The following is a 17,758-nucleotide window of genomic DNA, read 5'->3' as shown; positions in this document are numbered from 1 at the left end:
CGATCGGTTCCGGTCCCTTCCGCTTCCTGGCCGACGAATGGGTGCCGGGCAGCCGCGCGGTCTATGCCAAGTTCGACGGCTACGTGCCACGCAACGAGGCGCCCGACTGCACCTCCGGCGGCAAGATCGTCTACGTCGACCGGCTGGAGTGGCACGTCATCCCCGACGCCGCGACGGCGACGGCGGCGCTCCAGCGCGGCGAGGTCGATTGGTACAGCCAGCCGGATCTGACGCTGTTGCCTTTGCTGAAACAGGATCGCGACGTGATCGTCGAGGCGTTCGACGATCTCGGCTACATGACCATCCTGCGCTTCAACCAACTGCAACCGCCGTTCGACCGTCTGGAGATGCGCCAAGCGGTCCAAATGGCCGTGAATCAGGTCGATTACCTCCAGGCGCAGGTCGGCATGCCCGATCTGTACAAGGAATGCCGATCGACCTTCTTCTGCGGCACGACGATGTCCACCGGCGCCGGCTCGGAGGTGATGACCGCCAATTTCGAGAAGGCCAGGACGCTGCTGGAATCCTCCTACAAGGGCGAGAAGGTGGCGATCCTGACCGCCACCGACCTTTCCTGGCTGCATGCCGCCTCGCTGGTGACGGAAGATTTGCTGAAGCGCATGGGGGTGAATGTCGAGTTGCAGGCGATGGACCTCGGCACCTTCTTCAAGCGCCGAACCAGCATGGAGCCGGTGGACAAGGGCGGCTGGTCGATCTTCCACACCGGGACCAGCGTCACCGATGTCATGGATCCGGCGACCCATCTCGCCCTGCGCGGCAATGGTCGCCAGGGCTGGCCGGGCTGGCCGACCGACCCGATCATGGAGCAGCTGCGCAGCGACTGGATGGCGGCATCCGGACCGGAGCAGGACGCCATCACCAGGAAGGTTGAGGCACATGCCTTCGCCGCGGTGCCATTCGTTCCGCTGGGGCAGTTCCAGACCCCGTCCGCCCGGCGGCGCACCGTGACCGGCATGCTGAAGGCACCCCTGCCGCTCGCCTGGAACATCAAGGTCGCCTGAGCCGGTCCGCCGCCTCCGCCAGAAACCGCAGCCGGGAAACACAGCCGCCATGTCCGAAGCGTCGTTCGACTTCACGCGCCTCCTCGCACCCACGGCCGCTGCTCCCGCGCCGTTTCCGGCCGGCCTTCCCCGATACCCGTTCGTCGGCGGGCACAACGATCCGGAGCAGGTGCCGGCGGAGCTGATCGCCGAGGCGGCGGCGGCCGTCATCAGGCGCGAAGGCGCCGATCTCGCCAAATACCATCTCGGCCGCGGACCGCTCGGTGTCCCGGCTCTGCGCCAGTGCGTGGTCGACAAGCTTGCGAAGCGCCGCGGCATTATAACGACGATTGACGAGGTGCTGATCACCAGCGGATCGAATCAGGCGATTGATTTCCTCTGCCGAACCATGGTCGCGCCGGGTGACACCGTCCTGGCCGAGGAGCACTGCTATGAAGGTGCCCTGAAGCGTTTCCAGGCGGCGGGGGCGCGGGTTCTGCCGATGGCGATGGACGCCGACGGCATCGTGGTGGAAGTGCTGGCCGCGCAGTTGGAATGGCTGGCCTCCGGCGGCCTGAAGCCGAGATTCATCTACACGATCCCGACCGTGCAGAATCCGACCGGCAGCATCCTGCCGACCGACCGGCGGGAGGCCCTGATCGCGCTGGCGCGGCTCCACGACCTCGCGATCCTGGAAGACGACTGCTACGCCGATCTGGTCTGGCTGGACCAGAACCCCGGCCCCGCCCTGAAGGCCCTGGCGCCGGAGCGGGTGCTCTATATCGGATCCTTCTCCAAATCCTTCGCTCCCGCCGTGCGGCTCGGCTACCTGATCGCGCCCTGGCCCCTGATGAGCCGCATTCTTCCGGCCAAGACCGATGCGGGAACCGGAGCGCTGGACCAGATGATCGTCGCCGAATATCTGTCCCGCCAGCCGGACGAGCTGATCGAGCGGTTGCGCTCGGCGCTCCATGCCAAGATGAGGGTGATGATCGAGGCGGTCGAGCGGGAGTTCGGCACCGCCGTCGAATGCCGGGCGCCGAAGGGCGGGATCTTCGTCTGGCTGAAGCTGCCGGACCATGTCGATGTCCGCACGCTGGTGGCCCCGGCCGAGCAGGCCGGGCTGGTGTTCAACCCCGGCCCTTCCTGGGCGGTGGAACCGGAGGCCGCCCGCTCCTTCCTGCGGCTGTGCTTCGCCCTGCCGACCGAGGATCAGATCGTCGAAGGCGTCGCCACGCTGGCCCGCATCTGCTTCCAGCAGACCGGCATTCCGGCAATCGCCGGAAACCGCCGTCTCGACGCCTGAGCCGGGCCGTCCCTTTCCCCGTGACGCGGCGTCCAGGCCGCGCAATCAGCCGATTGGATCGAGCGATGAAGCTCTTCATGGCAGCCCTTGCCACGGAAACCAATACCTTCTCCCCCATACCGTCGGGCCGGACGGCCTTCCATGGCCGGGAGTATTTTCGCGGCGACGGCAGCCTGCATCCCCCCAGGCTTGGCAACGTGCCGCTGATCGAATGGCGCCGCCTTGCGGAAGCCGATGGATGGGAGGTCGCCGAGAGCCTGTGCGCTTTCGCCACCCCGGCCGGCAGCACGCAGAAGCCGGTCTATGAGGGGCTGCGCGAAGAAATCCTCGACGATCTGTGCCGTGCCATGCCGGTTGATGTCGTGCTGCTGTTCCTGCATGGCGCGATGGTCGCCGACGGTTACGACGACTGCGAGGGGGATGTCCTCGAAAAGGTCCGCGCCATCGTCGGTCCGGACGTGCCGGTCGGCGTAGAGATCGACCTGCATTGTCATCTGACCGAACGGATGCGGGCGAATGCCGACGTCATCGTCGCCTTCAAGGAGTATCCGCACACCGACATCCCGGCACGGGCGCAGCAGCTTTACCGGCTGTGCAAATCGGCGCAGCGTGGCGAGATCAGGCCGGTGATGGCGCTCCACGATTGCCGGATGATCGGGGTGTGGCGTCCGCCCTTCGAGCCGATGCGGTCGCTGGTGCAGGAGATGACCGATCAGGAGGGCCGGGACCGCATCCTGTCGGTTTCCTTCGGGCATGGTTTTCCCTGGGCCGACATTCCGGACGTCGGCGCCAAGATGCTGGTCGTCGCCGACGGCGATCCGGACAAGGCCCGACAGGTCGCCGAGCGGTTCGCGCGCAGGATCTGGGAACTGCGCGACGTCACCCCCCAGCGCTACGACACCATCGATGAGGCCATCGACATCGCCCTGGCCGTGACGTCCGTCGATGGCTCCCGGCCGGTGGTGCTGGCCGACGTGGCCGACAATGCCGGCGCCGGGGCCCCGTCCGACAACACCGCGGTCCTTCACCGCCTGATCGCGCGCGGAATTTCCGGGGTCGCCAGCGGCTGCTACTGGGATCCGGTGGCGGTCGGCTTCTGCCTGGAGGCCGGCGTCGGGGCGACGTTCGACCTGCGGGTCGGCGGCAAGACCGGCGTCGCCTCCGGCCTTCCGGTGGATCTGCGGGTCACCGTCATGGGGCTGTCGGAAGACCATTCGCAACGCTCCCTGGGGGGTGGGCGCTCCAGCTACGGGCCGAGCGCCTGGGTGCGCGGCTGCGAGCCGGGAAAAGGGAAGGGAATCGACCTGATCCTCACCTCGGTGCGCCAGCAGACCCATTCGTCGGAGGCCTTTACCGGCCTGGGCTGCACGCTCGACGACAAGCGGATCATCGTCGTCAAATCGATGCAGCATTTCTATACCGGCTTCGCGCCGCTTGCCGCCGACGTGCGCTATGTCGCGGCGCCGGGGGCGGTGGCGCCCGATTTCGCCTCGCTGCCCTACACCCGCCGCGCGCCGGATTACTGGCCGCGGGTCGCCGATCCATTCTCCGCGCATGGCGGCGGGGCCGGCTCGTGAGCTTCGCGTCCAGAAGCATGGTCGGCAGCGGTTCTCCGGCAGCGCCACGCCGGACCATGGCCGGTCAGGCCGTGCTGCTGATGATCGTCACCGCGGTCGTGATCCCGGTGTTGAACGCCACCGTGAAGTATCTCGGGGGCCGCTATCCGGTCGCCGAATTGCAATGGCTGCGCTATGCCGGCCACTTCCTGTTCATGATGGTGGTCTTCCTTCCGCGCTACCGGTGGGCGCTGTTCCGCACGCGGCGGCCGGATTTGCAGGCGGCGCGCTCGGTACTGTTCTGCGCCTCCTCCCTGATCATGTTCTATGCGTTGGAGCACACCCCGCTGGCGACCGCCACGGCGATCGGCTTCACCGCACCGCTGATGGTGACGGCGCTGGCGCCGCTTCTGCTGCGCGAAAACGTCGGACCGGTGCGGCTTTGCGCGGTGGTCGTCGGCTTCGTCGGGGCGCTGATCGTGGTGCGGCCGGGCTACAGCCCGCTGCACTGGTCGGCCGCCCTGATCTTCCTCAGCGCCATGACCTCCGCGCTGACGCAGATCCTGTCGCGCAAGCTCTCCGGACAGGATCCGTCCGCCACCTCCAGCACCTACATGGTGCTGCTGGGCTTCGTCCTCAGCAGCATCCCGGTTCCCTTCGTCTGGGTGCCGCCGGCCGGCCTCCGCGACGCCATTCTGTTTCTGGCGCTCGGCACGCTCGGCGGGTTCGGTCACTATTGCCTGGTCCGCGCCTTCGAGGTGGCGCCCGCGCCCTTCGTCGCCCCCTTCATCTATCTGCAGATCTTCGGCGCCGCCGCGCTCGGCTGGCTGGCCTTCGGACAGCTGCCCGATCTTTGGACCTGGGTCGGATCGGCCGTGATCATCGCCAGCGGTATCGTGGTCCTGCTGCGCGAACGGCGGCGCGGCAGCACGGTCGCGGCGCAAGCCACCGGCGACGACTGACTCGTTTCCCGGCTTCCCTTCGATGATTTTGAAAGGATGTTCACCATGAACAGCAGCCTGTCCAACACGACCTCTCTGCGCACCGCCATCCTGGAGGTCGTGGACTCGAAGGCCCCGGCCTTTCATGACCTCTCCGACCGGATCTGGGGATATGCCGAACTCGGCTATTGCGAGTTCAAGTCGATGGAAGCGCAGATCGAAGCCCTGGCGGCCGAGGGCTTCCGGATCACCCGCAATGTCGGCGGGGTGCCGACCGCCTTCATGGCCGAAGCCGGATCCGGCGGGCCAGTGGTCGCATTGCTCGGGGAGTTCGATGCCCTGGCCGGCCTCAGCCAGGTGGCGGGCGCCACCGCGCCGCGGGCGGAAGTCGCCGAGGCGCCGGGGCACGGCTGCGGGCACAACCTGCTGGGCTCCGGCGCGGCGCTCGGCGCTGCCGCACTTGCGGCGGCCCTGACCCGCGAAGGCCTGCCCGGCCGGGTGCGGTATTACGGCTGCCCGGCGGAGGAGGGCGGCGGCGGCAAGGCCTTCATGGCGCGCGGCGGTGCCTTCGATGATGTCGATCTCGCCCTGACCTGGCATCCGGCGGCCTATACCGGGATGAATTTCGCCGACACCCTGGCCTTCCTCCAGGCTTCGGTGCGCTTCACCGGGCGGGCGGCTCACGCCGGCCTGTCGCCGCATCTCGGCCGCAGCGCGCTCGATGCGGTCGAGCTGATGAATGTCGGCGTCAATTACATGCGCGAGCACATGATCCCGGAAGCCCGCGTCCATTACGCCTACCGCGATGCCGGCGGCCGTGCCGCCAACGTCGTCCAGGCGAATGCGGAGATCGCCTACGTCGTTCGCGCTCCCGACCTCAATCAGCTCTGGCAGCTGTTCGAGCGTGTGAAGAAGATCGCGGAAGGTGCCGCCCTGATGACGGAGACGACGGTGGAGGTGCGGGTCGAGTCCGGCATGTCCAACGTGCTGCTCAACCGGACCCTCGGCGACGCCCTGTATCGCCGCATGCAGGATGTCGGCGGGGTCCGGTTCGACGAGGATGATTTCAGGACGGCGCAGGCCTTCATGGAAACCCTCTCGGCGGAGGATCTCCGGCATGTCCGCACCAAGGGATTCGGCTCCGGCTCGGTGCCGGAGCGCAGCCTGCATGACGGCGTGGCGCCGTTCGACGGCACCCGCACGCGCAATTTCGGTTCGACCGACGTCGGGGACGTCAGCTGGGTGGTGCCAACCGCGCAATTCTGGGGAGCGACCTGTGCGATGGGCACGCCGTTCCATTCCTGGCAGCTGGTCGCTCAGGGCAAGCTGCCGGGCGCGCACAAGGGCATGACCAACGCGGCGTCGATCCTGGCGCTGACGGCGCTGGACGCGCTTGCCGATCCCGACCTGATCGCCAAGGCGAAGGAGGAGTTCCGCACCCTCACCGGTGGCCGTCCCTACCAGTGCCCGGTCCCAGCGGATGTCCAGCCGCCGCTCCCAGCGACGGCGGCCTGAGGGCGGAAGGACGGATCAATGCACAGAATCGTCTTTCTCGACCGTGCCACCCTGGCGCCGCAGATCCGTCTGCGGCGCCCCTCCTTCGACCATCGGCTGGTGGAACATGCGCGGACCCATCCCGACGAGGTCGCGGAGCGTCTTTCCGGCGCGTCCATCGCGATCACCAACAAGGTGCCGATCACGGCGGAGACGCTGGCGCGCCTGCCGGACCTGAAGCTGATCGCGGTCGCGGCGACGGGCACCGATTGCGTGGACAGGCGGGCCTGCCAGGAGCGCGGCATCGCCGTCGCCAATATCCGCGGCTATGCCGTCAACACGGTTCCGGAGCATACCTTCGCGCTGATCCTGGCTCTTCGCAGGAGCCTCGTCGGTTTCCGCCAGGACGTGCTGGCCGGCGCCTGGCAGCAGGCCGGGCAGTTCTGCTTCTTCAACCACCCGATCCGCGACCTTCGCGGCGCCCGGATCGGGATCGTCGGGGAAGGGGTGCTGGGCCAGCGGGTGGCGGCGATCGCCGCCGCCTTCGGCATGGTACCGCTGTTCGCCGCCCATAAGGGCGCAAGCGGTCTCGGCCCCCTCTACACCCCCTGGGAGGAAATGCTGGAAACCAGCGACGTGATCACCCTGCATTGTCCGCTAACCCCTGAGACGCGCGGCATGATCGGACTGCCGGAGTTTCGCCGCATGAGCCGCCGCCCCTTGCTGATCAACACCGCGCGCGGCGGGCTGGTGGTCGAAGAGGATTTGGTGACTGCGCTGGAGGAAGGGCTGATCGGCGGGGTCGGTTTCGACGTCACAGAGGTCGAACCGCCGGATCCATCAAGCCCGCTGATGCGGATTGCCGGGCGTTCAAACGTCATCGTCACTCCGCATGTCGCCTGGGCATCGGACGAGGCGCAGCAGATGTTGGCGGATCAACTCATCGACAATATCGAGAATTTTCTCGCTGGGAAACCGAGCAATCTGGTGCGCGGCTCATATTGAGAGTTTGTTCGTAGCGGGTGTGTCTCAGCCTGTGCTGAGCGGCGTGCTACTTTGAGCTGAAGAGGGGTGTTGATCTGGGGTGCCGTCGGGTAGGGCTTGGCGGTCGGGGAGTGTCAGGAATTTCGTGCTTGGCGGGGCGTGTTGAGTATCAGGCGTTCATCGCCCTTGCGAAGCGCTCTCCGAAGATGACGGCCATCTGCGCCTTTGTGGCCGTCCACTCCCGCGGCGGCATCTTCCAATCTTTCTCAGGTGTTGTCAGGTTGACGAGCGCGCCCTGTCCTTGGCAGGTTTCCGGTTATGAGCACGTCGCCCAACCCGTATCGCGGTTTCCCCTTTCCCGCCGAAATCATCAGCGAAGCGGTGTGGCTGTATCACTGCTTCAGCTTGAGTCTGCGCGAGGTCGAGCTGATTCTGGCGTCGCCGGCCCAAGCTGGGCGACAAATGGTTCCTGGATGACGTGTTCATCCGCATCCGCGGCAAGCAGCACTACCTGTGGCGCGCCGTTGACCAGAAAAGGGTGGTGCTGGACATCCTGGTCCAGAGCCGGCGCAACACGAAGGGGGCCATGCGCTTCTTTCGCAAACCGCTGAAAGGGTTGCGCTATGCGCCGCGGGTCATCATCACGGACAAGCTGAAATCCTACGCGGCAGCGAAGAGGGAGATGAGGCTCGGCAACGAAGATCGGCAAAGCCAATACCTGAACAATCGCTGCGAAGTCTCGCACCAGCCGACCAGACGGCGCGAGCGGCACATGAAGCGGTTCAAATCCGCCCAACAGGCCCAGCAATTTCTCTCCAGCCACAGCCCGGTCCACAATGACTTCCAACTGCACCGCCACCTGATCTCCTCCTCCGAGCACCGTGCCACCCGAGCTCGCGCCTTCACCATCTGGCGCGAGGTGACCGGCCTCGCCTTGACCGCCTGAACCAGCCAGAACGCAGGTTGTTCAGACCCTCAGCTCGTCAACCGACCGTGAAGTTGACAACACCGCGCCGTCCCGTGGCGGGCGGCGTCCAGGCGGCGATCGCCTCGGGCGTCACCCAGATCGTCAGGTCACCCCCGTCGGCATAGCGCCGCATTGTAGGCCGCCCAGTTCTCAACCCGGTAGCGGGCACGCGGGATCTTGTGACGGCGCTTCTCGTTCGCGCTGTACGGCATCCGGCTCTCGGCTCCAGCGGGGCCCGATCCTTTACCCGCAGTCCTGCTCGATCACCAGACCCCCATTGTCGTACCTACGCCACAGGGTGGCGGTTCAGGACGTCTTGCCCGCCGTCTGGCGCCGGTATTCCTCAACCGGCAACCCGCCCATACCCCAATTCTCCATGGGAACCTCGTCGATTACGACGAAGGTCGCCGCGTGCGGCTTGTTCAGCACCTCGAACAACAGGTCGCTGACCCCCTTGATCAGGGCCGCCTTCTGCTCCGGCGTCGCGCCGGTTGCGCCGGGGCTCGTGCCCTCACGGGTGATCTGGATGTTCACGTACGGCATCGGGTGTTCCTCTCCACTTGATGGCATTACCGCCAGGGCCTTACCAGCGACCGGCGTGCTGGCCGCCGTCGACGTGCAGCGTTTCGCCGGTGACGAAGTTGGCGGAGTCGAGGTAGAGCACCGCGTCCACAATGTCCTGAATGTCGCCCAAGCGGCCGACCGGGTGCAGAGCGGCCAGGAATTCGTGTGTTTCGGTGGCGTGCATCGGCGTCTTGATGATGCCCGGCGACACCGCGTTCACGCGGATGCCCTTGCCGGCATATTCGATGGCGAGTGAGCGAACCACCGCGTCCAAGCCGCCCTTGGTCAGGGAAGCCAGCGCCGCGGGCACGCTGGCCAGCGGCTGTTCCACCAGCGTGGTGGTGATGTTGACGATGTGCCCGCTGCGCTGGTTCAGCATCTGCGCCGCGGCCAACTGGGACACATGGAAGAAGCCGGTCAGGTTGGTGGCGACGACCCCCACATAGTCGGCCTCGGTATATTCGGTGAATGGCTTGGCGATGAAGATGCCGGCGTTGTTGACCAGAGTGTCGATGCGCCCGAAGCGTTTGCGGGCGGTCTCCACCAAGCGCTTGGCGGTGTCCGGGTCGGCGACGTCGCCGCCGACGGTCACGACGTTCGGGTCGTCGCTGGCCTTGATGGAGCGGGAGTTGGCGACGACGGCGAAACCGCGCTGGCGGAAGCCCGCAACCAGACCCGCACCGATGCCCTGCGACGCGCCGGTGATCAGCGCAACCTTCTGCGTGCTCATGATGGTTCCTTTGGGTTCGAACAAGGGTCGTATGAGGATGGCCCGCCACCCGCGGGTCGTTTCACGCCCCTTGGCGTGGATTGAAACGATGAGAATTTCTGTCGAGAGGCGGGAGTCGGAGGACCGTCGAAACCTGCGATCGCCCCGCCTTGCTGCCTTGCTTTCCTGTTGAAAAATGCCGCAGGACGCGTAGAACGGCAAACGAGCTTTCCTCATCGAATCGACAAGGTGGATTTGTCGATGTCGCGACCGTTGCTGCCCCTCAGCGGGTTCCGCGCCTTCGAGGCCGCCGCCCGCCACCTCAGCTTCGCCCGCGCCGCGGACGAACTGCGCGTCACCCCGGCGGCGATCAGCCATCAGGTGCGGACGCTGGAGGTTTATCTCGGCGTACCGCTGTTCCGGCGCAGCGGCCGGCGCGTGCTGCTGACCGAGGCGGGGCAGATCCTGCTGCCGGACCTGCGGCGCAGCTTCGACCTGATGGAGGCCGCCATGGGGCAGGTCAAGCGGTTGGCCGCGGGCGGCATCCTGACGGTCAGCATGTCGCCGTCCTTTGCGGCCAAATGGCTGATGCCGCGCATCGAGCATTTTCGGACGCGCCACCCGGGCATCGACCTGCGCATCGACGCGGACGTGCGGCTGGTGGATTTCTCCACCCACGAGGTGGACATCGTCATCCGCTATGGCCCCGGCTCCTACCCCGGCCTGAAAAGCGTGCTGTTGTTCGAGGAGGAGCTGTTTCCGGTGTGCAGCCCCCGGCTGTTGTCCGGCGCCGTTCCGTTGCGGAGCATCGCCGACCTGCGGCAACACACGCTGCTGCACGACGAGACGATCAATTTCGCGGGGCCGATCCCGTCATGGCGGGTCTGGCTGCAAACGGTCGGGCTGGAGCAGGCCATCGACCTCACTCGGGGGCTGCGCTTCAATTCCTCGGTGACGGCGACCCAGGCGGCCGTCGACGGGCATGGGGTGCTGCTGGGGCGCAGCCTGATCGTTGCCGACGATCTCTCGGCCGGGCGGCTGGTCCGCCCCTTTGCGGAGTCCTGCCCGGCGGGGTTCGGCTATTACCTCGTGTATCCACCCCAGGTCGCGTCGCGAGCGAACGTCCACGCCTTCGTCGATTGGATCATTGAGGAAGCGGCCGGTCAGCGAACTTTCACCCCTTGATGGCCTCGTCCGAAAACCAGACCGTCAGGCTGCCGCGCTGGCGCAGGGCGGCGTCAAATTCGGACCAATTCGTCACTATGCGCTTCGCTCGCGGAATGTGATGGCGACAAGCGGCATTGGGCTTGTGCGGCATAGCGGGCGACCAGATCAGAGACGGGGGCGTGACCTACGACACCCACCGCATCCATGCAACACGGCGCCATCGGCCACAGAACGCCCGAGCAAGCCGAGCCACAATCCGCGTGAACCCGCGTCCACCGAACCGGGGCAAGATCAAAAGCCGAATGGCTGAGCCACTCGACCAGGGCCCAAAGTCTTGCATCGCAGGGTTTCATCGGGGAAGTCGGTGCGGCTTCGTAACCGGATATTGCCGTCCTGCCGTTGCTGCTCGACCCTCGGTCCCGCCGATCGGTATAATGGCGCTGCCAAAGTCGGAATCAGGCGGTGCCGGTTCCGCCTTCCTTCCGTCAGCCTCCAGGATCGTGAATGCAAGCCCGCCAATTGGAAGTCTTCTGCATGCTGATGCGCTGTGGAACGGTCACCGGGGCGGCGGCGATGCTGAACATTTCACAGCCGGCCTTGAGCCAAATCCTGCTGCACGCCGAGGATCAGCTCGGCTTCAAGCTGTTCGACCGGGTGCGCGGGCGTCTGGTGCCGACGCAGGAGGCCAACGAACTGTATCCGGAGGCCGAGCGGATTTTTTCGGAACTCGGCGCCTTGCGCCGGCGAACGGTCGACATGCGCCATGGCCGTACCGGTCTGGTCCGTCTCGCCGCTTCGCCCGCGCCCTCCATGTCCATCGTTCCGAAGGCGCTGACCGCATTCCGTGAGGCCCATCCCGACATCGTCGTGCGGTCGCTGGTCGCGCCGGTTGTCAGCATTCTGGACATGCTGCGCAGCGGCGACGTTCTGCTGGGGGTGGCGATGAACGACATGCCCCACCACGATCTTGATGTCGAGACAGTCGGACATGCCGAACTGGTCTGCCTCTTGCCGGAGGGACATCGGCTGGCAGAACAGGCTGAACTTGGATTTGCCGATCTGGTGGAGGAAACGCTGATTTCCTACCGCGTGGACACGCTGCCCGGCCGGCTTCTGGCCGGGGCGGTCGAGGCGGAGTGCGGCGTTTATGCCCCGGCGGTGGAAATCGACCTGTCGATCACAGCGCTGCCCTTCGTACGCGAGGGGATCGGCGTGGCGGTCGTCGATGGGCTCCTGCCGTGGAACCAGTTCTCCGGAATCGTCCAGCGGCCCTTCCGCCCGAGCATCCGCGTGCCCATCACCATCCTGACCAGCAAGGAGCGTCCGCTGTCGGGCAGCCACGAATTAATGCGCGAATGCCTGCGCCGGGCTGCCCGTGCTCTGGAGCCCGGTGGTTCCTGACGGACCGGTCTCCGGTTAGAAATCGGCGACCTTGCCGGCGGCAAATCCGGCGAAGCGATCGGGGTGATAAGGCTTGGGATCGACGATCGGCGCCTGGTCGGTTATGAGGTCGGCGATCAGGTGGCCGGCGCCGGGGCCGATGCCGAAGCCATGGCCGCTGAAGCCTGCCGCCAGGATCAGGCCGGGCAGGCTGCCGACCTCACCGATGGCGGGAACGCCGTCGGGCGTGCTGTCGATGTAGCCGGCCCAGGCGGCGGTGACCGGCGCGCCCTTCAGGCCGGGCAGCAGCGCCATGGCCCGTTCATGGGTGAGACGGATGGTGCCGCGGTCCGGCGTGGGGTCCAGCACCCGCACCCGCTCCATCGGGGTCGGGCGGTCGAGCCGCCAGCGCCGCAGCGTCTCGTGGCCGGAACGCACACCCTCCAGCCCGCCGGGCATCAGGCTGCGCCAGCGGCGGCTGAACATCGGCATGAATTGCGGCGCGAAGCGGATCTGCTGCATGGTCGGATCGACGCGCCCACGCCCGCTGATCGCCAGCGTATGGCCGCCGTCGCCGCGCCGGGTGACCGACACCGCGGCGGTGTGCAGGGCGTCGGGAAGACCGGACGGGCTGGGGCCGACCGACAGGATCGACGACCGGATCGACGCGAGCGGGAAACGCACGCCGATCTGGTGGCAGAAGGAGGAGGCCCAGGCCCCGCCCGCCAGGACCACCAGCTTGGTGCGGATCGTGCCCTTTTCGGTGACGACGCCGCTGACCCGCCCGCCGCTGGTTTCCAGACCGCGCGCGGCGCAGCCCTGATGCACCGTGCCGCCCAGCGTCATGATCGCCCGCGCCACGGCGGGAGCCGCACGGGCGGGATCGGCGATGCCGTCCGACGGCGAGAAGACGCCGCCCTTCCAGGGGCGTCCGGTGGCCCGGCCGCGCTCGGCCGCTTCGGCGCCGCTCAGCATGTGGGTGGTGACGCCGACCGTCCGGGCGAAATCACGCCAGCGCGCCCAGCCCGCCAATTCCTGGTCGTCGTTGCTGAGATAAAGCAGGCCGCAGCGGCTGAAGCCGGTGTCCTCGCCGCTCTCGGCGGCAAAACGCTCCCATAAATCCAGGCTTTTGGTTGCCATCGGCAGTTCGCGTGCGTCGCGATTCTGCTGCCGGCACCAGCCCCAGTTGCGGCTGGACTGCTCCGCCCCGACCTGCCCCTTCTCCACCAACGCCACCGACAGTCCGCGCCGGACCAGAAAGTAGGCCGCCCAGACGCCGACGATGCCGCCGCCGATCACGACGACGTCGGTCTGACCGGGCAGGTACTGCGAGGACGCGATGGTTTGCAAGGGCGCGGGCATGGGGCAGGTCTCCGATTTCGGCAATGGGCCATCTAGCCATGGCACGCGGCCCGGTAGGCGCTGCTTTGGCCGATTCAACGGCATTATCTTCTGTCGTTGGCGGAAGACATGATGCTTTGTTCTGCCGGAGGACTGCGTCTTGGTCATCGACAGGTAGGCGGCGCGTGCTAAGCTGATCTGGTCCGATCGGCAGAATTTTCTGCTGCTGTTTTCCGTTCCCTGCCCTCGAACCGGATGGGTTCCCAATGAAGCTGGACCGCATCGACATCAAGATTCTGCATCAGCTCCAGAAGAACGGCCGGATCACCAACGTGGAGTTGGCCGAGCTGGTGAATCTGTCGCCCAGCCCTTGCCTGATGCGCGTCAAGAAGCTCCAGGCGGAGGGCTACATCGAAGGCTACACGGCGCAGATCAACGTCAGCAAACTCGGCCAGACCCTGACCGTCTTCACCGAGGTGACGCTGAAGAACCATCGGCAGGTCGATTTCGCCCGCTTCCTGGCTGCCGTCAAGAAGATCGAACAGATGCTGGAATGCCATCTGGTGTCGGGCGGCTACGACTACATGCTGAAGTTCGTCACGTCCGGCATTGGTGAGTATCAGGAGATCATGGAAAAGCTGACGGACATGGACATCGGCATCGACAAATACTTCAGTTACGTCGTGCTGAAATCGCCGATCGTGCGGGCGCACATGCCGCTGACCACGCTGTTTCCGATGTGAGGACCGTCGCGGCGGAACCGCATCCCCCGCGCGGCGGCGAACCGCGCGGGGGGCAGGCCGGTCAGGCCACCCGCATCCGGTCGGCGTCGATGTCCAGTGTGTCGAGCCATGTCGGATCCAGCTTCGGAACCGACGAGAACAGCAACTGCGAGTAGGGATGCTGCGGCTGCTGCCGGGCCGAGGGGATGATGGTCTCGACCGCCTGCCCGCGGTACATCACGATGATCTCGTCGCAGATCGCCTCGATCACCGACAGGTCGTGGCTGATGAAGACATAGGACAGGCCAAGCTCGCGCTGTAGTTCCTTCAGCAGGTCGATGATCGTCGAGGCGACGACGGTGTCGAGGGCCGAGGTGATCTCGTCGCACAGGATCAATTTCGGTTCGGCGGCAAGCGCGCGGGCGAAGTTCACCCGCTGTTTCTGGCCACCCGACAGCTCCGCCGGAAGGCGGTGGCGCAGGGCGCGGGGCAGGCGGACCATGTCCATCAGCGCGTCGATGCGCGCATCGCGGGCCTTGCCGCGCAGGCCGTGATAGAAGGTCAGCGGGCGGCCGAGAATATCCTCGATCGACTTGGCCGGGTTGAGCGCCGTGTCGGCATGCTGGAAGACGATTTGAAGGTCGCGCAACTGCTCGCGGCTGCGCTGGCGGGCGCTGTGCCACAGCTCCCGTCCGTCGAACTGGATGTCGCCGTTGCAGGCCGGCAGGATGCCGGCGATGGCGCGCGCCAGGGTCGATTTCCCACAGCCGGACTCCCCGATGATGCCAAGGTTGGTGCCCCGTTTCACCTGCAGGCTCACCCCCTTAACCGCGAGGGCCAGCGGTAGCCCGTTCGACTGCGGCGGGCCGTAACCGGCGCTCAGCGTCTTGATTTCCAGCAGCGGCGAGGCATCGGTGGCAAAGGCCTCCGCCGCGGCAACCCGCCCGCCGGTGTCGGGATGGAAGGCGTGCAGCAATTCCTTGGTGTAGGGATGGGTCGGGCGCGTCAGGATGTCGTTGACGCTGCCCGTTTCCTGCACCTCTCCGTGGCGCAGCACCATGATGCGGTCGGCGATCTGGGCGACGACGGCAAGATCGTGGGACACATAGACACAGGCGATCCGGCGCTTGTTGGTCACCGCCTTGAAGGCGCGCAGCACTTCGACCTGGGTGGTGACGTCGAGCGCCGTGGTCGGCTCGTCGAAGATCACCACCTTGGGATCGCCGATGAGGGCCATCGCCGCCGCCAGCCGCTGCAGCTGTCCGCCCGACACTTGGTGCGGGTAGCGGTCGCCGATGCTGTCGGGATTGGGCAGCGACAGGGCGCGGAACAGGGCGACCGCACGGCGGCGGGCCTCGTCCGGCGGCATCAAATTGTGAATCCGCGTCACCTCGATGACCTGATCCATGATCGTCGTCGCCGGGTTGAAGGCGGCCGCCGCACTCTGCGGCACATAGGCCACGACCGTGCCGCGCAGGGCCGCCCGCTGCTTTTCCGACAGGGTCACCATGTCATGGCCGTCGACCCGCACCGTGCCGCCGGAAATCCGGCAGCCGGGACGGGCGTAGCCCAGCAGCGTCATCGCGGCGGTGGTCTTGCCGGACCCGCTTTCACCGATGAAGGCGACGGTTTCACCTGCGGCGATGTCGAGGTCGATGCCCTTGAGGATCTGGATCCAGCGACCGGAATCGGTGGTGGCCTCGACCGTCAGACCGCGGATTTCGACAAGATTCGTCATCAGGAGGCACTCCGATCCCGGATCTTCTGCGGAAGATTGTCGATCAGCAGATTGACGCTGATGGTCAGGGTGGCGATGGCCAGCGACGGAACGATCACCGCGGGCGCCGCGAAGGGCAGGCCGCCGATGTTCTCGCGCACCAGCGCGCCCCAGTCGGCGTAGGGCGGCTGAACGCCCAGCCCCAGGAAGGACAGGCCCGAAAGCAGCAGAACGATGAAGACGAAGCGCAGGCCCAGATCGGCCAGAACCGGACCGACGATGTTGGGCAGGATCTCCGACCCGATGAGATAGGGCAGGCTCTCCCCGCGGATGCGGGCGACCATGATGAAATCCATCGTGTCGATGTTGATCGCCAGCGACCGGCTGAAGCGGTAGGCGCCGGGGACGTAGATGACCGACAGGGTCAGGATCAGCACGGGGATCGACGATCCCACCGCCGCCACCACCATCAGGCCGAACAGCTTGCTGGGGATCGAGTTCATGGCGTCGAGCACCCGGCTGACCACCATGTCCACCGGCCCGCGCAGCACGGCGGAGGTCATGCCCAGCACGACCCCGGTGAAGCAGGCGATGGCGACCGCGGCCAGCGAGATGCCGACGGTGTAGCGGGTCCCGTAGATGATGCGGGACAGCATGTCGCGGCCGAGATAATCCGACCCGAGCCACAGGCCGGGCCGCATCGGGCCGAAGTAATCGAAGTCGATCATATCCCCCACGGAGTGGGGGGCGATGTAGGGAGCGAACAGGGCAACCAGCGCCCAGAACAGAACCACGCAGAAACTGACCAGGCCTACCGGATTGATCCTGTAGCCGGACCATGTTGCGAGGGAACCGGTGGAGGTGTGTGTCTTCATCGGAGCCTCGGGTTCGACAGGATGGCGACGATGTCGGCGGCGGTGATCAGGATCAGATAGCCTACGCAGAAAATCATCGCGCAGGACTGGATCAGCGGCAGGTCGCGGGTGGACACCGCGTCGACCATCAGCTTGGCAATGCCGGGATAGTTGAAGATCGTCTCGACGATGATGACGCCGCCCACCAGATAGGACAGCGACAGCGCCACCGCGTTGGAGATCGGGCCGAGCGCGTTGGGCAAGGCATGGCGCAGGACCAGCCGGGGGCGGGACGCGCCTTTCAGCAGGGCCATCTCGACATAGGGCGTGTTCAGCGTTTCGATCACGGCGGCCCGGCTCATGCGGATCATCTGCGCCGAAACCCCGAAGGTCAGCGTGATGACCGGCATGGCATAGGCCCGCAGCAGCCCGGAGAAGCTGTCGACATTATAGGTGAAGGACAGGGCGGGCAGCCATTTCAGGTAAACCGCGAACACCAGGACGGCCAAGGTCGCCAGCACGAATTCCGGAACCGAGATGATGCCGATGGTGGCGACGGTGACGACGCGGTCATACAGCGTGCCCCGCCACATCGCGGCGGTGATGCCGAGCGTCAGCGCAAGGGGAACCGATATCAGGGTGGTCAGGCCGGCAAGCTTCAGCGTGTTGAGCAGCCTACCGGCGATCAGCGACGACACCGGCATATGGTTGGCGTAGGAGGTGCCGAGATCGCCCTGGAACAGCCCGCCGATCCAGTAGAGGAAGCGCAGCAGGGCCGGTTCGTCGAGATGCATGGCCGTGCGCAGGCCGGCGATCGCCTCCGGCGTCGCCGCCTGACCCAGCAGGATGGTCGCCGTATCGCCGGGCAGCAGCGTGGTGGCGAAGAAGACTGCGAAGGACACGATGGTCAGCGTGACCAGCGCAATGAACAGCCGGCCGAGGATGAGGGAGGGAACACGTGATGTCATGCCTGGCCTCCGCATGGTGAGGCGCCCCCGGAGGGCTTGCCCGGTTGGGCGGCGAAAGGGGCCACGGCGGGTCGGGGCGGGCGGGCA

Annotated in this window: 15 protein-coding genes and 3 pseudogenes; 10 read left to right on the top strand and 8 right to left on the bottom strand. The window is 66.4% G+C overall.

Features of this window, described 5'->3' with window-relative positions; all coding sequences use genetic code 11:
• The 7 genes and pseudogenes from TSH20_RS02180 to TSH20_RS02150 all read left to right on the top strand — a co-directional run.
• On the top strand, positions 1-1,022 hold a 1,022-nt coding region (locus tag TSH20_RS02180), incomplete at its 5' end, for an ABC transporter substrate-binding protein (RefSeq protein ID WP_247874416.1).
• 49 nt (positions 1,023-1,071) lie between these two features.
• Positions 1,072-2,307 (top strand): PLP-dependent aminotransferase family protein, encoded by a 1,236-nt coding sequence (locus tag TSH20_RS02175; RefSeq protein WP_109073185.1) that lies wholly within the window; start codon positions 1,072-1,074, stop codon positions 2,305-2,307.
• Positions 2,308-2,384: 77 nt separating this feature from the next.
• Complete coding sequence (locus TSH20_RS02170; RefSeq protein ID WP_247871647.1) at positions 2,385-3,884, top strand: M81 family metallopeptidase; 1,500 nt, start codon at positions 2,385-2,387, stop codon at positions 3,882-3,884.
• Positions 3,881-4,825 carry a DMT family transporter gene (locus tag TSH20_RS02165; RefSeq protein WP_146205465.1) on the top strand — a complete coding sequence of 315 codons (945 nt, stop codon included), beginning with the start codon at positions 3,881-3,883 and terminating at the stop codon, positions 4,823-4,825. Before TSH20_RS02170 ends, TSH20_RS02165 begins: the two co-directional genes overlap by 4 nt.
• A gap of 45 nt (positions 4,826-4,870) precedes the next feature.
• Positions 4,871-6,319 carry an amidohydrolase gene (locus TSH20_RS02160; protein ID WP_109073186.1) on the top strand — a complete coding sequence of 483 codons (1,449 nt, stop codon included), beginning with the start codon at positions 4,871-4,873 and terminating at the stop codon, positions 6,317-6,319.
• An 18-nt stretch (positions 6,320-6,337) separates the two neighbouring features.
• Positions 6,338-7,303 carry a D-2-hydroxyacid dehydrogenase gene (locus tag TSH20_RS02155; protein WP_109073182.1) on the top strand — a complete coding sequence of 322 codons (966 nt, stop codon included), beginning with the start codon at positions 6,338-6,340 and terminating at the stop codon, positions 7,301-7,303.
• 297 nt (positions 7,304-7,600) lie between these two features.
• Positions 7,601-8,228, top strand: a pseudogene (locus TSH20_RS02150) (IS6 family transposase).
• Positions 8,229-8,289: 61 nt separating this feature from the next.
• Here the strand turns inward: TSH20_RS02150 and TSH20_RS02145 are convergent.
• From TSH20_RS02145 to TSH20_RS02135, 3 genes and pseudogenes are all read right to left on the bottom strand, one after another.
• A pseudogene (locus TSH20_RS02145) lies at positions 8,290-8,461 on the bottom strand (IS5/IS1182 family transposase); the annotation flags it as partial.
• A 94-nt stretch (positions 8,462-8,555) separates the two neighbouring features.
• Positions 8,556-8,792: a 4-oxalocrotonate tautomerase family protein gene (locus TSH20_RS02140; RefSeq protein ID WP_094304936.1), complete on the bottom strand. Its 237-nt coding sequence runs from the start codon at positions 8,790-8,792 to the stop codon at positions 8,556-8,558.
• Between the two features lie 40 nt (positions 8,793-8,832).
• Complete coding sequence (locus TSH20_RS02135; RefSeq protein ID WP_109073181.1) at positions 8,833-9,543, bottom strand: SDR family oxidoreductase; 711 nt, start codon at positions 9,541-9,543, stop codon at positions 8,833-8,835.
• Positions 9,544-9,783: 240 nt separating this feature from the next.
• Between TSH20_RS02135 and gcvA the strand changes: the two genes are divergently transcribed.
• Positions 9,784-10,707: a transcriptional regulator GcvA gene (gene gcvA, locus TSH20_RS02130; RefSeq protein ID WP_109073180.1), complete on the top strand. Its 924-nt coding sequence runs from the start codon at positions 9,784-9,786 to the stop codon at positions 10,705-10,707.
• On the opposite strand, the pseudogene TSH20_RS35550 reads toward gcvA, so the two are convergent.
• A pseudogene (locus tag TSH20_RS35550) lies at positions 10,706-10,840 on the bottom strand (IS5/IS1182 family transposase); the annotation flags it as partial. The gene gcvA and the pseudogene TSH20_RS35550 sit on opposite strands and share 2 nt — an antisense overlap.
• A 353-nt stretch (positions 10,841-11,193) precedes the next feature.
• On the opposite strand from TSH20_RS35550, the gene TSH20_RS02120 reads away from it, so the two are divergent.
• The gene (locus tag TSH20_RS02120; RefSeq protein WP_109073179.1) at positions 11,194-12,090 is read left to right on the top strand and encodes a LysR substrate-binding domain-containing protein; all 897 of its coding nucleotides are present in this window, start codon (positions 11,194-11,196) and stop codon (positions 12,088-12,090) included.
• Positions 12,091-12,105: 15 nt separating this feature from the next.
• Here TSH20_RS02120 and TSH20_RS02115 read toward each other — a convergent pair whose 3' ends face one another.
• Complete coding sequence (locus tag TSH20_RS02115) at positions 12,106-13,431, bottom strand: FAD-binding oxidoreductase (RefSeq protein WP_109073178.1); 1,326 nt, start codon at positions 13,429-13,431, stop codon at positions 12,106-12,108.
• Positions 13,432-13,676: 245 nt separating this feature from the next.
• On the opposite strand from TSH20_RS02115, the gene TSH20_RS02110 reads away from it, so the two are divergent.
• Positions 13,677-14,153, top strand: coding sequence for an Lrp/AsnC family transcriptional regulator (locus TSH20_RS02110; RefSeq protein ID WP_085086154.1), 477 nt, complete (start codon positions 13,677-13,679; stop codon positions 14,151-14,153).
• Positions 14,154-14,214: 61 nt separating this feature from the next.
• Here the strand turns inward: TSH20_RS02110 and TSH20_RS02105 are convergent, their stop codons facing one another.
• The 3 genes from TSH20_RS02105 to TSH20_RS02095 are packed head-to-tail and all read right to left on the bottom strand — an operon-like array spanning position 14,215 to position 17,671.
• Positions 14,215-15,870 carry an ABC transporter ATP-binding protein gene (locus tag TSH20_RS02105; RefSeq protein WP_109073177.1) on the bottom strand — a complete coding sequence of 552 codons (1,656 nt, stop codon included), beginning with the start codon at positions 15,868-15,870 and terminating at the stop codon, positions 14,215-14,217.
• On the bottom strand, positions 15,870-16,724 hold the full coding sequence (locus TSH20_RS02100) for an ABC transporter permease (RefSeq protein ID WP_109073176.1): 855 nt from the start codon (positions 16,722-16,724) through the stop codon (positions 15,870-15,872). Before TSH20_RS02100 ends, TSH20_RS02105 begins: the two co-directional genes overlap by 1 nt.
• Entirely contained in the window at positions 16,721-17,671 is a 951-nt protein-coding gene (locus TSH20_RS02095; RefSeq protein ID WP_109073175.1) for an ABC transporter permease, read from the bottom strand. The genes TSH20_RS02100 and TSH20_RS02095 overlap by 4 nt, the downstream gene beginning before the upstream one ends.
• Positions 17,672-17,758 lie beyond the last annotated feature (87 nt).

The sequence above is a fragment of the Azospirillum sp. TSH20 genome, from assembly GCF_003115935.1.
Classification (GTDB): Bacteria; Pseudomonadota; Alphaproteobacteria; order Azospirillales; family Azospirillaceae; genus Azospirillum.
Note: the sequence above shows the minus strand (reverse complement) of the source record. Positions and strands in the feature narration are given on the sequence as shown.